We start from the raw sequence: 13,534 nt of genomic DNA, 5'->3' as shown, positions 1-13,534 counted from the left end.
TACGGTGCGGCGGGGCGGTTGCTCGCCGACTGCGGCCAACGGTCCGCGTGTGTCGCCGCGGTGGATTAGGTTGGTCGGGTGAGTTGCGAATTCGTCGTGCTACCGGCAGATTCCGTTGCTTCGGCCGCTGAGGTCGAACAGTATGTCGCCGCCAGCGACGGTATCCCGGCGGTAAGCCTGGGACCGGTGCTGGCGGGGCTGTGGCGGTGGAATACCGAGATACCGGTGTGGAACGGGCGTATAACCCTGGCGGCGGTGGGCGACTGCGTGCGGGTCACCGTGCCCGAACACGCGGCCTGGCGCGCGCTGCTGTGGATCGAAGAGCTCATCGCCGGAACAGAATTCGCGCTCTACGATTCGCGCGACGGCAGCCTCGACACGCCGGAAATGCGGCGGATGCGGGTGAACGTCGGCGGCCAGCGCTACTTCAATGTGCTCACCGAACGCCAACTGCACTCCTGGATACCGGAATTGGCGGCCATCGCCCGCACCCCGTTCCTGATCGTGCAGGAGCCCGGCGATCCGGACACCTTCATCCAGACCTACCGCCAGACCGCCGACGCCTACCTGCTGGAGTACCGCGAGGGCGGCCACATGTTCAGCACCACCCTCGACAATCCGCTGCGCATCGCCGACTACATCTGGGATTGGGCCGACGACCGCCGCGAGCACCTCGACAAACTCTTCTGGACCAAACGCCCCTGAATCGCAGGCGGATTCAGTAGTAGAAGCACACCAGGCCGACACCCTCGGCCTGGCAGGTACGCGCCCATTCGCGCATCTCCGCCACCGAGCCGCGAATAGCGTCATCGGTGAGGCGATCGAGCCGGACCGCGTTCAAAGTGTCTGCCATGGCATCGATTCGGTGATGCTCCACGAATCCGATGCTGGGAAAATCGTCGATCGGCGGCAGCTCGATGGGTGCGCCGCCGAGCACCAACTCGGTCGGATCGAAGTCGACCCCGATATCGGCGAGCGCCTGCTCCACCATCGAGAAGTACCGGAATCGCATTCCCGCCCAGTGCGCATTGTCGAGCAGCGTCCCGGCGTGATGGCACAGCACCTCGAGCGCATGCCCGTAGGTGGGACCGAACTCCGGATCCATCGGTTCGCCCGCCAGCAGCTGGCGCATCACATCGCGCGGTGTCAACCCCAGTTCCTCGGCCTCGTCGAGGCGGTCGAGCACCTGCTGCGGTGAAGACCGCACCACGGCGTCGACGAACTCCTGCCCATAGGACCCGACCAGCCGAATCCCGTCCAGGTCAACGGCATACGGGCTCACGATGTACGACAAGGCTCCCCTTCCGATACGACCGGCACACCCTAACAGTCCCGGCGTCGACGCGCCCCGGCCCGAAGAACCTGTGGCAATTCTTCAGTTGCCAACATGAGTCGGCCCGGCCGAGGAAAATATGCCGCATGCCCGTTGGCCTCGAAGCAGATGGTGGTGACCGCACGCCGGTCGTCGAGGCACTGTCCCAGTTGCGATTACGCGAGCTACTCGCGGGAGTGCAGGACCGCATCGCCCAGCTCGTGGATGTGCACGATCGGATGGATCGGCTCATCGGCGCGATGCTGATCATTACGGCCGGCCTGGATCTGGACGATACGCTGCGCTCGATCGTGCACACCGCCATCGAACTCGTCGACGCCCGCTACGGCGCGCTCGGCGTGCGGGAGACGCGAACCAGCACCAACCCGCTCTCCGAATTCGTCTACGAGGGCATCGACGACCGCACCCGGGTACTGATCGGCGATCTACCGCACGGCGGCGGGGTGCTCGGGCTGCTCATCGAACAGCCCAAACCGATACGGCTGTCCGATCTTTCGAAGCATCCAGCCTCGATCGGCTTCCCCGAACACCATCCGCCGATGCGGACATTTCTCGGCGTCCCGGTCAAGGTCCGCGAGGAGGTGTTCGGCAGCCTGTACCTGACCGAGAAGGCCGGCGGGCTGGAGTTCACCGAGGACGATGAGGTGGTGGTGCGCGCACTCGCCGCCGCGGCCGGTATCGCCGTGGAGAACGCGCGGCTCTACGAGGAATCGCGGCTGCGCCAGACCTGGCTGGAGTCCATCCGCGATGTCGCCACCGAACTGCTCGGCGGCGGCGAACCCGGTGAGGTGCTCGAACTGATCGCGGCCCGGGCACTGACGCTCACCGATTCGATCTGCGCGTTTCTCGCCCTGCCCGAAGATCTGGAATTACCCGACCAGGAGGTGACCGAACTGATCGTGTCCGCCGGAGCGGGCGCGACCGCCGAAGCCCTTATCGCACGCCGCATTCCGGTCGACGGCTCACATACCGGCAGTGTTTTCCGCAGTGCCGAACCGGTCATTACCGAAGGGCTGGTATTCAATCCGTTTCCGGAACTCGCACCGCAATTCGGGCCCGTACTATTACTGCCCCTGCAGGCCCGCAAACAGATGCTCGGCGTACTCGCCGTATTACGCGCGCCGGGCACCCCGGAATTCGACGCCTCCACCCAGGCGATGATGGCGGTATTCGCCGGCCAGGCCGCGCTGGCACTGCGATTGGCGGACACCCAATACCGGATGCGCGAACTCGACGTGCTCTCCGACCGCGATCGCATCGCCCGGAACCTGCACGACCGCGTAATTCAGCGACTCTTCGCCACCGGCCTCATGCTGGAAGGCACCGCACAGCGCATCCGCTCCCCCGAGATCCGAAATCGCCTGGCCAGCAGCCTCGATGACCTGCAGTCCATCGTGCAGGACATCCGGCAGTCGATATTCGATCTACACGAACCGGAACCGGGTGCACCACGCCTGCACCAGCGACTGCACGATCTGGTCTCGGAAATGACCTCCGAAACCGGTCTGCGCACCACCGTGCACGTCGCCGGGCCACTCTCCGTCATCCCGCCGGCGCTGGCCGAGGATGTGGAATCGGTGCTGCGCGAAGCACTGAGCAATGTGGTCCGGCACTCCGGAGCCCGCACGATCTCGATCAGCCTCACCATCGCCGACAGCGTCACCGTCGAAATCACCGATGACGGTGCGGGTTTCGATGTGAACTCCAGCCGTCGCAGCGGTCTGGCGAATCTTCAGATTCGCGCCCAGCGCGCGGACGGCACCTTCGCCGTCGGGCCACACGCGGCCGGCGGAACACAATTACGGTGGAGCGCGCCGCTGCCGTAACTGAGCTGACCACTTCGGGGTTGACCTGGAGTGCACTCCAAAACTTAGTTTGAATGCCATGAGTTCTATCGAGTCATTGCACGGTACGAGAGCCGTGATCACCGGTGCGACAAGCGGCCTCGGACGGACCATGGCGGCCGCACTCGCCGAGGCGGGGGCAATGGTCGCGGTGACCAGCAGGAGTACCGAACGAGCCGAGCAGACCGCGCGGGAGCTGGGTCCGAATGTGGTGGGACTGGCATCGGATGTGCGAGAAGAGGATTCGGTGGCGAGGCTGGTCGAGGAGGTCCAGCGGCGATTCGGCGGCATCGATCTGCTGGTGAACAATGCCGAAGTCCGTGCCCGCCTACTCGATCCGGCCATCATGGGCCCACCCATCACCTGGCTCGCCTCCGACGCCGCCGCAGGCGTCCACAACGAACGCATCATCGCCACCGAATTCGAGGACTGGCTCGCTCGGTACCCGCGGGTCAGCGAAGAGCAGGGCTCGTAAGGTCGAGCGTCAACCGATTCCGCCAGTCGTTGGTGAAAACTGCGGTCATGCCCTGGTAACGCACTCCGGTGAACGGGTTGGATAGATACATGACGGCAACCCATCGCAGCGAGCCGTCGGAGTTGAGACGTGCCAAGTACCCGAAATTGCCCATCCGCCAAGCGCCTCCGCCCGACATCAGCCCCGAACCGTCCGGCAGCGGGCTCTCGAAATCAGTACTCACATGTTCGCCGCCGCACTCCGCAATGGCCTCGCCCACATCGAACGGTTCCCCGATTTCGAAGGGAATCGGCTGCCCGGCATCCGGGTGATACTCCCCCGGACCATCGACATACAACTCCAAGCCGGTGTCGTCGGACCGGTACAGCCCGTCACAACCCGGCATCTGCCCGGCCGCCCACAACCCCTCAACCATTCCCATTCGACCATCCCACCGCGTAGACGACTCAATGTCGGAATCCGGCTGCGCACACCATCATTGCCATATCGATCCAACACCCAGAGCCGCACAGCCACAACGCTTCTCCTACTCGCCAGCACGGTACGCGGCCGGTTGAAGACTGACGTAAGGGTTTGATCCCGGCGGCACGGGACGGCAGGCTGTTGATCTCTCGGTGCCCACGTTGGTCCTCGGTGGACGGGCGATATCACTCCGTGGTGCTATTCCATGTCATACCAAGGGATTACAGGCAACGAGAATTCGGCCGATAGCTTCGGGGTATGACGACATCCGGCTTGGTTCCCGAGTCATCTCCACGGTCACCTCGGCTCGGTGCCGACGGTGATTACGCCCGTCTTTTACGGCGGATCTCCGAGGCGGGGCTGATGAATCGGCGGCCCGGCTACTACGCCGTGCGGCTCAGTCTTGTCGGGGTGGCGTTCGTAACCGGTTGGGCGGCATTTGTTTTCATCGGCGATTCGTGGTGGACGCTGCTCGTCGCCGGGTTTATGGCGGTGACGTTCGCGCAGGTCGCGCTTGTTATGCATGATGTCGCGCACCGGCAGGTCTTTCGGTTGCGGCAGCCGACAGAGCTGGTGGGACGGATCGTCGGCAATGCCGGGATCGGGTTGGGTTACGGGTGGTGGCAGGACAAGCACACTCGGCATCACGCCAACCCGAATCATGAGGAGCTCGATCCTGATGTCGCGCCGGACATTCTGGTCTGGTCACAACGGCAGGCGCGGTCCAGCCGCGGGTTGGCTCGGTTCATCGGGCGGGCGCAGGCGTTCCTGTTCTTTCCGCTGCTGTTGTTGGAGGGGCTGAACCTTCATGTGGCCGGTGTTCGTGCGCTCAGGAATCGATCGGTCAAACACCGTGGATGGGAGGGCGCACTGTTGTTCGGGCACTTCGCCATCTACCTGACCGCACTGTTCGCGGTGTTGCCCGCCGACAAAGCCTTCGCCTTCATCGCTGTCCACCAGGGTCTGTTCGGCCTGTACATGGGCTGCATCTTCGCCCCGAATCACAAGGGCATGCCGACCTTGACCGCCGACGACCGCCCCGACTACCTCCGCCGCCAGGTCCTGACCTCCCGCAACGTGCGGGGTGGTGCATTGACCGACCTCGCCCTCGGCGGGCTCAACTATCAGATCGAACACCATTTGTTCCCGAGCATGCCGACGCCGAACCTGCGTCACGCCCGGCTGATCGTCCGCGACTACTGCGCCGAAATCGGTGTGCCCTATTACGAAACCGGGCTGATCTCGTCCTACCGCGAAGCGCTGACGCACTTGCATCACGTCGGCGCTCCCCTGCGCAAACCAGATCGACAACCGGATGCCGAAGTGCCACAACGCAATCGCTGACACGACCGACGCGAGTACACCGCCACCAGATCCGGTCAGTCGGCGGCTATGCGGGATTTGCCGAGGTATTCGTAGTCGTCATCCCAGGAGTCGTCACTGGGTGTGAGCGGTGGTGGTGTGGTGGTAGTTCGGGCGAGGGCATCGCGGGTGGCGTCGCGAATGGCTCGCACGTCGTCATTGTCGGCGACCGCTTCGAGTTCGGCGCGGATGGTCTGCTGCGCGGTGGTGCGGGCCTGTCCGATCAGCTCGAGAAGTTCGGCGACCAATTGATTGGTGTGTTCGTCGGCGTTGGCGATTCGGCAGTTGTGCACTGTGCCATCGGCGCTCACCTCGACGGTGATCCAGCCGTCCGCGGAGGTCGCGGTGGTGGTGCGACTTGTAATCGCCGTTTGCAGGCGTTCGGTGTCCTCGGCGATCGTGTCCAGCAAAGAACGGGTGCGCGCGCTCCCGTGATCGGTCATGGTTGGAGCCCCCTGCTCATTCGGTCCGTAGCGATTTCGTAAGGGCCGCATCGTGTCTCGTTGGCATTGCGAAGCATTCGCAACTAGTTTGAAGTATCACGGATATCGGCGCTCGCTGCCGGTGAGAGGGGGCTGGGAACATGGGTGGACGCGTAGAAGTCGATCCGGAACGCGTGCGTGCGTTGGCATCCGGATTCAAAGACGCCGCACAGACCGTTGGAGGAATGAGCAGTCACGATTCGGCAGAGCAGATCTCTACCGGCCTGACCGCGACAGCGGTAGGGGGTGCGTGCGCCGCAGCGGGTACCGCCGCCGATACGGCTTTGGCTGCGGTCTCGGGCGGCTATCACAAGCTGCACACCCATGCTCACAACGGTGCCAACGATTATGTCGATACCGATACGGTGTCGGCCGACGAATTTGGTGCGGCCGAAAAGTCGGTCTGATGACAACACCGACCATCTCACAGGTCAAGGCGTGGGATCCGGATGTGCTCAATACCCAAGCGGGCGAATGGGACAAGAAAGCACAGACGCTCGGCAACACACTGGACGCGGCAGCGCGGTCGGTCGACGGGTCCCACCACTACTGGATCGGCACCGCCGGTGACTCGATGCGCGACCGGCATGACGAAATCCATGGCAACACAACAACAATCAAGACCGCACTGGAAAACGGTGTCACCGCCGCCCGCAACGGTGCCACCGCGATCCAGGCCGCCAAAACCGCACTGCTGAACCAGGTCACCACCGCAGAAGGCGCGGGTTTCACCGTTGGTGACACCGGCGAGGTGAAGATCAGCACCAACATGCTCATGATGCTCCAACTCATTGCCGGGGACGCCGCGCAAGTCGTGCAGTCAGGGTTGGAATCGCGGGCACAGGACTATCAGAAGGCGATCCAAGCCGCGCTGACCGATTGCGGCACCGCCGACGACCAAGCGATGACCGCGGTCAACAACGCATTTGCCAATCTGACCACCACCCAGGTGCAAGGGCCAACCACCGATCAACTCGATCAGCTCACGGCCGATCAGGCCCGCAAGGATCTCGCGGCAGTGAAGGACGGCACCGCCGACGATGCGACCCTGGCTCGAATCCGGATGGCCACCACGCTGTCGGATTCCGACAAGCAGGAGCTCAACAACGGCGACACCGTCGGCCTTGCCCAATACCCTTATCTCCAGGCCTTCACCCAGGGCATGAGCGATATGTCCAGCGATGACATCAGCCAACTGGGCAGCAAGCTCAACGGAAACGGGCCCGATCAGGTGAAAGCGGCAATCTCCAACGATTTCCGCATCATCTCCAACCCCCAGGTGCACAGCCTCGACGGCAAGAGCACCGGCGGAATGTCACAACTCCCCAAGAATGTTCAGAAGATACTCACCGAGGATCCCTCCGTACTCACCGGCACCGCGGTCAGCGTGGCTCCCATCGCCGTTCCCGATCAGCCGAACTATGACGCGCTGCACGACGCGGACAGCATGCTGGCGCTCGGCAAGCTGATGAGTAACGGCGACTTGTCGATTCAGGGCAGCGACATCAACCGCGCCATGATCAAACAAGGCGCCGAAATCGCCGCTGTGCACCCGAGTGCCGACCTGATCAAGGGCATGACCGGCACCCTCGCGAACAACTTCCTTCAGGACGCCTCGGGCGACCACACCGCCGTCCACGACGCGCTCGTCAATGCCCACGGCGTCATGGACGTCACCTGTAGCCCCGGCGGCCACTACAACGCCAACAGCCACGTGCTGGACATCCTGCAACATCAATGGTCGCCGGACCAGCACGGCGCGGAAAACATGCTCGAATTCATCGGTGACGACGCGGGCGCTTCCAATCAATTCCAACAGCAGCGGGCAGGAGAATCAGCGCAATCGCTGGCCACTGTCATCGCTCACAACGAAGCCACTTTGTCCCACGACGTACCCGGCGCCCCCGGCCACGCCTCCTTCGGCGAACTCAACCCCAACCTCAGCCAAACCGTCGCGAAATCCCTTGAGCCCTACCTCCCCAACCTTGCTGGGGTCAGCTATTCGGACCTGCTCGTCAACCATTATTGCGGCAATCTCGACACTGCCGGCAGCCACCACGGCAACGGAAGCCTTGATCACACGGCCGGGGACTTATCCAACCTTTTCAAGGTAATCGACTCCAATCCGAAGGCCGCGACCGATTTCAACAATGCCGCCGCACATCTTGCCGGGCAGCTCGATTTCAAGGCCGGCGCCGGGGAAGACTACGCTGCCTTCCAGCAGGCCCAGCTCACCGGTGCCATGCAGAATGGTCTCAACGACGAGTTGTCGGCTCTGATCGACGCCGATCACCAGAACACTGCCGACCACGAAACATCCAAATACAACACTAAACTGGAGATCGCCGACATCGTCACCGGAATTCTGAACGGTGCAGGTATCTCCGAGAACCCCGCAGGCGGCGTTGTCTCCACCGCAGCGTGGATACTCGACCCCATCATCAAAGCCCAGATACCCTCACCGGATATTTACGGGATCGACCACACCGCGACTCATTGGGACAATGATCTCACACCGGCCGGCAACACCGCCACCTCCGATACTCTATATCAGGATGCCAACATTATCCGCGGTTACGACTCGGAACATCAGGGGACACTCGACCGATTCAACAACTACGAGTACCGTGGTCGCACATATCAATTCTTCGACACTCAGGGGCAGCCAAATGTCGACGTCATCACGAACCATCGAGACGCGTACCAGCAGGCGTTGAGCGATATAATGCGAGATCCGTTGGATACATACAACCTCAACCACAACCAAGGGTGGGTAAATACTAAGATTTCGCATATAACCCCGGAGGACGAACCAAAATGAAACGAATCGCCACTACTGTACCGACCATCGGAGTAACACTCGTTGCAATCCTGGCACTGGTTGGCTGTTCGACTGATACTTCCACCCATCCGGCGAGCATCACGGCGCAAACGACCACCAGCAGTTATCCCGATACGCTCTACAAGGATGCGGATATGATTGCCATCTACAATGAAACGCATCCCGGAACGTTTGACAGAATCAATAACTATGCAGATAAGAACGGGCGATCATTTCAGTTCTTTGATTCAAATGGCCACCCCAATGCCGATGTCATCCAATCGCACCGCGATGTGTACACGCAAGCGCGGGATACGATAGTCCCAATTGATTTTCAGACTGAGTACTACTCCGAACACGGCTACAACTAGCGGAGAAGTTGAATCAACTCGACGCGAGGATGGACCGAAATGGGACGGATCGCCGTCAAGACGATATCGATACTCGCGGCGGTGCTCGGAATGGTTTTCTCGGCCGCCGCCTGCTCGACCGGACCATCGTCCAGCCAAGCAACCAGAACGACAACACCGCCTTCCGCCACACCCCCGTACAATCCGTACGTGGACCAAGCGCGCATAGTTGCCGACTATGCGAAAATCGATCCGGGAATCTTCGAGAAGTTCAATACCTATCCCAACGATACAGCCGGGGAGACTCGTAAATTCTTCGATTCGAATGGGCAGCCCGATATGGATGTCATCAACCATAATATGGTAACGTTCGACGAAGCAAAATTCGCCCTCATTCCGCATGATTTCTATCAGCGGGAATGGGACGAAAAATATGCCGTTCACGAGTCATCCGTCGCGGCGACACATCCGCCGAAATAGACGAAGATTGGCAATGCGTCCACCGGGACAGGTCAGCAGAGGAAACCGACCAGGGCCGCGGCGACCGGGGTGGGGTTCTCGACCTGGGGGTAGTGGCCGGTGGGTGGGGATTCGTCGAGGATGAGGAATTGGGCGTTGGGAAGGCGTTCGCGGAGGCGGGGTAAGACGTGTGCGCCGCTGACGGGATCCGCCGGGCCCCAGATGAATTGGATCGGTCCGGGGTAGGTCTCCAAGGCCGTGCGCCAACTGTCGGAATGCGTGCGACGCTCGTCTATGTAGTGGAGCAGGCGGTGTTGGACGCGTTTGCCGTTGTTCATGGTGGTGGAGAGCCACATGTCGTGGAGGGCTTCGTCGCTCACCGGGCGGCCGAAGACCTCGTGCAACGACCTGCGGTACATGCGCTCGGTGGACAGGTATTGCAGGACGGCACCCGCAGGGCCGTGCAGGAGTTGCTGAATGCGGATCGGACGGTGCAGATCGGGATACAGGCCACCATTGAGGAACACTGCGGCGGTGATGCGACTTGCGTTGCGGTGCAACAGTTCCTGGGCCACCGAGACACCGTAGTCATGGGCGCCCAAGGCGGTTTTCTCGATGGCGAGACGCTCCCACAGCTCCTCGACAATCGACGCCTGCTCGGTGATCCGATAGTCATGCCCCACCGGCTTCGCACTGGCACCGAACCCGAGCAGATCGAAAGTGGTTACCCGGCAACCCGATTCGACCAGCGCCGGGACAATCGGAGCCCAATCGTGCGATGAGGTCGGAAACCCGTGCACCAGCGTCACCGGCCGCCCATCGACCGGACCATCCTGCCGATGGAAGATCTCGTGCCCACCCAGCCGGGTCCGCTCACCACCGGCAATCCACTCGTCAAGCCGCATACGGTATGCCTACCATCCCGATCCGGTGAATTCGACAAGCCGCGAACGAAATCGCCCCCACCGGTTTCCGGCAGGGGCGATTTCGGGAAGTGCTCGGTGCGGCTAGACGGTGAAGCCGAGTGCGCGGAGCTGCTCGCGGCCGTCGTCGGTGATCTTGTCCGGGCCCCACGGCGGCATCCAGACCCAGTTGATCTGCAGGTCCTCGACCAGGCCACTGCGGACCAGGGCGTTGCGGGACTGATCCTCGATCACATCGGTGAGAGGGCAGGCCGGGGAGGTCAGGGTCATATCGAGCTTGCAGATGCCGTCGGTGACGGTCATGCCGTAGACCAGACCGAGGTCTACGACATTGATGCCGAGCTCGGGGTCGACGACATCGCGCATGGCCTCTTCGAGGTCCTCGAGGAACTTGACCTCTTCCTCGGTCAATTCGACCTGCGGAGCGGCGGTTTCGGCATTCTCCGCCACAGCGCCGTCGGCCACGGTGGTATCGGCCTGGGTTTCGGTGGTTTCACTCATCGGTCTTCTTCTCCCCGTTCGACATCGGCAGCTTGGACACCTCGGCGGAGGCTATCCGCACCACCGCGTCCTTGAACGCCATCCAGCCCAGCAGAGCGCATTTCACCCGCGCCGGGTACTTCGACACGCCGGCGAAGGCGATGCCGTCGCCGATCATGTCCTCATCGCCTTCGAGAGTGCCGCGGCTGGAGATCATCTCGTTGAACGAGTCGACCACCTTCAGCGCCTGCTGCACGGGAAGACCGATGACCTGATCGGCGAGCACCGAGGTCGACGCCTGGCTGATCGAGCAGCCCTGGCCGTCATAGGACACATCGGTGACATCGCCCTTGTCGTCCAGTTGTACGCGCAGCGTGATCTCGTCACCACAGGTCGGGTTGACGTGATGCACCTGCGCACCGAACGGCTCGCGGAGGCCGCGGTGGTGCGGGTGCTTGTAGTGGTCCAGGATCACTTCCTGGTACATCTGCTCCATGCGCATGATCTATGCAACTCCGAAGAAGCTCTGAGCCTTCCGCACCGCGGCCAGCAGTGCGTCCACCTCGTCGAGGGTGTTGTAGACGGCGAAGGAGGCGCGCGCGGTGGCCGGAACGCCGAGCCGGCGCATGAGCGGCCAGGCGCAGTGATGGCCGATGCGAATCGCGACGCCCTCGTCATCGAGGATCTGACCCACATCGTGGGCGTGGATGCCGTCGACCACGAAAGAGACTGCGCCACCACGGTTCACATTGTCGGTCGGGCCGACAATACGCACACCGTCGATCTTGGCGAGACCATCCAGGGTCGCCTGCACGAGCGAATGCTCGTGCGCCGCAACCGCATCCATGCCGATGGCTTCCAAATACCGCACGGCCGCACCCAATCCGACGACCTGCGAGGTCATCGGCACACCGGCCTCGAACCGCTGTGGCGGGGCCGCGTAGGTGGTGGCCTCCATGGTGACGGTCTCGATCATGGAACCACCGGTGATGAACGGCGGGGTCTCCTCGAGCAGCGAGTAACGGCCGTACAGCACGCCCACACCGGAAGGGCCGAGCATCTTGTGACCGGAGAAGGCGGCGAAATCCACGCCCAGCTCACGGAAGTTCACCGGCATATGCGGCACCGACTGGCAGGCGTCCAGCACGACCAGCGCGCCGACTTCCTTTGCCCGGCGCACCATTTCGTGCACATCGGCGATCGCACCGGTCACATTCGACTGATGCGTGAACGCGACAACCTTGGTGGCAGGCGACAATTCGAGCGAATCGAGGTCGATACGCCCGTCATCGGTGATGCCGTACCACTTCAGCGTCGCACCCGTGCGGCGCGCAAGCTCCTGCCACGGAACGAGATTCGCGTGATGCTCGAGCTCGGTGACCACGATCTCGTCACCCGGTCCCACGTGATACGGGAACCGCGAGTCGGAGAACGAGTAGGTCACCAGGTTCAGCGATTCGGTCGCGTTCTTGGTGAACACGATCTCGCGGGCATCCACGCCGACGAACCGCGCGATATCCGCACGCGCGTCTTCGTAAGCGTCCGTTGCCTCTTCGGCCAACTGGTGAGCACCACGGTGCACCGCCGCATTGTGCTGGATCAGGAAGTTGTGTTCAGCATCCAGCACCTCCGTCGGCCGCTGCGAGGTGGCACCCGAGTCGAGATAGACCAGGGGTTTTCCATCGCGCACCGTGCGGCTGAGGATCGGGAAGTCGGCCCGGATCCGGGCGACATCCAAGGCGGGCACCGTAGTGGTCATGAGCAATGGCTCCTAAACAGCAGCAGCGGACGTAAAGCGCACGTAGCCATTCGCATCGAGTTCCTCGGCCAGCTCCTTGCCACCCTCGGCGACAATGCGGCCGTTCACGAACACGTGCACGAAATCGGGCTCGATGTAGCGCAGGATGCGGGTGTAGTGGGTGATCAGCAGAATGCCGCCGTCCTCCCGCCCCTTGTACTTGTTCACACCCTCGGAGACGATGCGCAGCGCATCGACGTCCAGACCGGAGTCGGTCTCGTCCAGGATGGCGATCTTCGGCTTGAGCAGACCCAGCTGCAGGATCTCCTGACGCTTCTTCTCACCACCGGAGAAGCCCTCGTTCACCGAGCGCTCGACGAAGGCCGGCTCGATCTCCAGCTCGGCCATGGACTCCTTGAGCTCCTTGACCCAGGTGCGCAGCTTGGGCGCCTCGCCGCGGACGGCGGTGGCGGCGGTGCGCAGGAAGTTCGAGACCGAGACACCCGGAACCTCGACCGGGTACTGCATGGCCAGGAACAGGCCCGCACGCGCACGCTCGTCGACGGTCATCGCCAGCACGTCTTCACCGTCGAGGGTGATCGAGCCGGAGGTCACCGTGTACTTGGGGTGACCGGCGATGGCGTACGACAGGGTCGACTTGCCGGAGCCGTTGGGGCCCATGATCGCGTGCGTCTCGCCCGAGCGCACGGTCAGGTTGACGCCCTTGAGGATCTTGATGGGCTCACCGGACTCGTCCGGATTGGCGACCTCGACGTGCAGGTCCTTGATTTCCAGGGTGGTCATC

At 62.5% G+C, this 13,534-nt stretch carries 16 protein-coding genes; 8 read left to right on the top strand and 8 right to left on the bottom strand.

Going from position 1 to position 13,534, the window contains the following annotated elements:
* Positions 1–78: 78 nt before the first annotated feature.
* Entirely contained in the window at positions 79–705 is a 627-nt protein-coding gene (locus GFY24_RS08805) for a hypothetical protein (protein WP_153804484.1), read from the top strand.
* Positions 706–718: 13 nt separating this feature from the next.
* Here the strand turns inward: GFY24_RS08805 and GFY24_RS08800 are convergent, their stop codons facing one another.
* Positions 719–1,294 carry a hypothetical protein gene (locus tag GFY24_RS08800; RefSeq protein ID WP_153804483.1) on the bottom strand — a complete coding sequence of 192 codons (576 nt, stop codon included), beginning with the start codon at positions 1,292–1,294 and terminating at the stop codon, positions 719–721.
* Positions 1,295–1,419: 125 nt separating this feature from the next.
* Between GFY24_RS08800 and GFY24_RS08795 the strand changes: the two genes are divergently transcribed.
* Positions 1,420–3,159 (top strand): GAF domain-containing sensor histidine kinase, encoded by a 1,740-nt coding sequence (locus GFY24_RS08795; RefSeq protein WP_153804482.1) that lies wholly within the window; start codon positions 1,420–1,422, stop codon positions 3,157–3,159.
* Between the two features lie 58 nt (positions 3,160–3,217).
* Positions 3,218–3,652: an SDR family NAD(P)-dependent oxidoreductase gene (locus GFY24_RS08790; RefSeq protein ID WP_153804481.1), complete on the top strand. Its 435-nt coding sequence runs from the start codon at positions 3,218–3,220 to the stop codon at positions 3,650–3,652.
* Here GFY24_RS08790 and GFY24_RS08785 read toward each other — a convergent pair.
* On the bottom strand, positions 3,630–4,073 hold the full coding sequence (locus tag GFY24_RS08785) for a hypothetical protein (protein WP_153804480.1): 444 nt from the start codon (positions 4,071–4,073) through the stop codon (positions 3,630–3,632). The two genes, GFY24_RS08790 and GFY24_RS08785, sit on opposite strands and share 23 nt — an antisense overlap.
* Positions 4,074–4,477: 404 nt before the next feature.
* Here GFY24_RS08785 and GFY24_RS08780 point away from each other — a divergent pair, with 404 nt between their 5' ends.
* Positions 4,478–5,458 carry an acyl-CoA desaturase gene (locus GFY24_RS08780; protein ID WP_228566108.1) on the top strand — a complete coding sequence of 327 codons (981 nt, stop codon included), beginning with the start codon at positions 4,478–4,480 and terminating at the stop codon, positions 5,456–5,458.
* A 35-nt stretch (positions 5,459–5,493) separates the two neighbouring features.
* Here GFY24_RS08780 and GFY24_RS08775 read toward each other — a convergent pair whose 3' ends face one another.
* Positions 5,494–5,919, bottom strand: a complete 426-nt coding sequence (locus GFY24_RS08775; RefSeq protein ID WP_194852789.1) for a YbaB/EbfC family nucleoid-associated protein — start codon at positions 5,917–5,919, stop codon at positions 5,494–5,496.
* A gap of 140 nt (positions 5,920–6,059) precedes the next feature.
* Between GFY24_RS08775 and GFY24_RS08770 the strand changes: the two genes are divergently transcribed.
* From GFY24_RS08770 to GFY24_RS08755, 4 genes are read left to right on the top strand one after another with little or no spacing between them, the layout of a single operon-like run.
* A complete protein-coding gene (locus GFY24_RS08770) occupies positions 6,060–6,365 on the top strand; it encodes a type VII secretion target (RefSeq protein ID WP_153804477.1) in 306 nt (101 codons plus the stop codon).
* Positions 6,365–8,779: a WXG100 family type VII secretion target gene (locus GFY24_RS08765; RefSeq protein WP_153804476.1), complete on the top strand. Its 2,415-nt coding sequence runs from the start codon at positions 6,365–6,367 to the stop codon at positions 8,777–8,779. Before GFY24_RS08770 ends, GFY24_RS08765 begins: the two co-directional genes overlap by 1 nt.
* Positions 8,776–9,150, top strand: coding sequence for a hypothetical protein (locus tag GFY24_RS08760; protein ID WP_153804475.1), 375 nt, complete (start codon positions 8,776–8,778; stop codon positions 9,148–9,150). The genes GFY24_RS08765 and GFY24_RS08760 overlap by 4 nt, the downstream gene beginning before the upstream one ends.
* Positions 9,151–9,189: 39 nt before the next feature.
* Positions 9,190–9,609 carry a hypothetical protein gene (locus GFY24_RS08755; protein ID WP_153804474.1) on the top strand — a complete coding sequence of 140 codons (420 nt, stop codon included), beginning with the start codon at positions 9,190–9,192 and terminating at the stop codon, positions 9,607–9,609.
* Positions 9,610–9,641: 32 nt separating this feature from the next.
* Here the strand turns inward: GFY24_RS08755 and GFY24_RS08750 are convergent, their stop codons facing one another.
* From GFY24_RS08750 to sufC, 5 genes are all read right to left on the bottom strand, one after another.
* On the bottom strand, positions 9,642–10,493 hold the full coding sequence (locus GFY24_RS08750; protein ID WP_153804473.1) for an alpha/beta fold hydrolase: 852 nt from the start codon (positions 10,491–10,493) through the stop codon (positions 9,642–9,644).
* A gap of 102 nt (positions 10,494–10,595) precedes the next feature.
* Complete coding sequence (locus GFY24_RS08745; RefSeq protein ID WP_153804472.1) at positions 10,596–11,012, bottom strand: metal-sulfur cluster assembly factor; 417 nt, start codon at positions 11,010–11,012, stop codon at positions 10,596–10,598.
* Complete coding sequence (gene sufU, locus GFY24_RS08740; RefSeq protein ID WP_153804471.1) at positions 11,005–11,493, bottom strand: Fe-S cluster assembly sulfur transfer protein SufU; 489 nt, start codon at positions 11,491–11,493, stop codon at positions 11,005–11,007. The genes GFY24_RS08745 and sufU overlap by 8 nt, the downstream gene beginning before the upstream one ends.
* A 3-nt stretch (positions 11,494–11,496) precedes the next feature.
* The gene (locus tag GFY24_RS08735) at positions 11,497–12,750 is read right to left on the bottom strand and encodes a cysteine desulfurase (protein WP_153804470.1); all 1,254 of its coding nucleotides are present in this window, start codon (positions 12,748–12,750) and stop codon (positions 11,497–11,499) included.
* 12 nt (positions 12,751–12,762) lie between these two features.
* Positions 12,763–13,533, bottom strand: a complete 771-nt coding sequence (gene sufC, locus GFY24_RS08730; RefSeq protein ID WP_153804469.1) for a Fe-S cluster assembly ATPase SufC — start codon at positions 13,531–13,533, stop codon at positions 12,763–12,765.
* Position 13,534: the final 1 nt, after the last annotated feature.

The sequence above is a fragment of the Nocardia sp. SYP-A9097 genome (assembly GCF_009649815.1).
Taxonomy (GTDB): Bacteria; Actinomycetota; Actinomycetes; order Mycobacteriales; family Mycobacteriaceae; genus Nocardia.
The sequence above is the reverse complement of the archived record's forward strand: the minus strand, read 5'-3'. Positions and strand labels throughout refer to the sequence as shown.

Coding starts and splice junctions, on each gene's coding strand:
- GFY24_RS08745 (WP_153804472.1), bottom strand. CDS start 11,012: ATGAGTGAAACCACCGAAACCCAGGCCGATACCACCGTGGCCGACGGC.
- GFY24_RS08750 (WP_153804473.1), bottom strand. CDS start 10,493: ATGCGGCTTGACGAGTGGATTGCCGGTGGTGAGCGGACCCGGCTGGGT.
- GFY24_RS08775 (WP_194852789.1), bottom strand. CDS start 5,919: ATGACCGATCACGGGAGCGCGCGCACCCGTTCTTTGCTGGACACGATC.
- GFY24_RS08760 (WP_153804475.1), top strand. CDS start 8,776: ATGAAACGAATCGCCACTACTGTACCGACCATCGGAGTAACACTCGTT.
- GFY24_RS08765 (WP_153804476.1), top strand. CDS start 6,365: ATGACAACACCGACCATCTCACAGGTCAAGGCGTGGGATCCGGATGTG.
- GFY24_RS08735 (WP_153804470.1), bottom strand. CDS start 12,750: ATGACCACTACGGTGCCCGCCTTGGATGTCGCCCGGATCCGGGCCGAC.
- GFY24_RS08755 (WP_153804474.1), top strand. CDS start 9,190: ATGGGACGGATCGCCGTCAAGACGATATCGATACTCGCGGCGGTGCTC.
- GFY24_RS08785 (WP_153804480.1), bottom strand. CDS start 4,073: ATGGGAATGGTTGAGGGGTTGTGGGCGGCCGGGCAGATGCCGGGTTGT.
- GFY24_RS08795 (WP_153804482.1), top strand. CDS start 1,420: ATGCCCGTTGGCCTCGAAGCAGATGGTGGTGACCGCACGCCGGTCGTC.
- GFY24_RS08790 (WP_153804481.1), top strand. CDS start 3,218: ATGAGTTCTATCGAGTCATTGCACGGTACGAGAGCCGTGATCACCGGT.
- GFY24_RS08780 (WP_228566108.1), top strand. CDS start 4,478: ATGAATCGGCGGCCCGGCTACTACGCCGTGCGGCTCAGTCTTGTCGGG.
- GFY24_RS08770 (WP_153804477.1), top strand. CDS start 6,060: ATGGGTGGACGCGTAGAAGTCGATCCGGAACGCGTGCGTGCGTTGGCA.
- sufU (WP_153804471.1), bottom strand. CDS start 11,493: ATGCGCATGGAGCAGATGTACCAGGAAGTGATCCTGGACCACTACAAG.
- sufC (WP_153804469.1), bottom strand. CDS start 13,533: ATGACCACCCTGGAAATCAAGGACCTGCACGTCGAGGTCGCCAATCCG.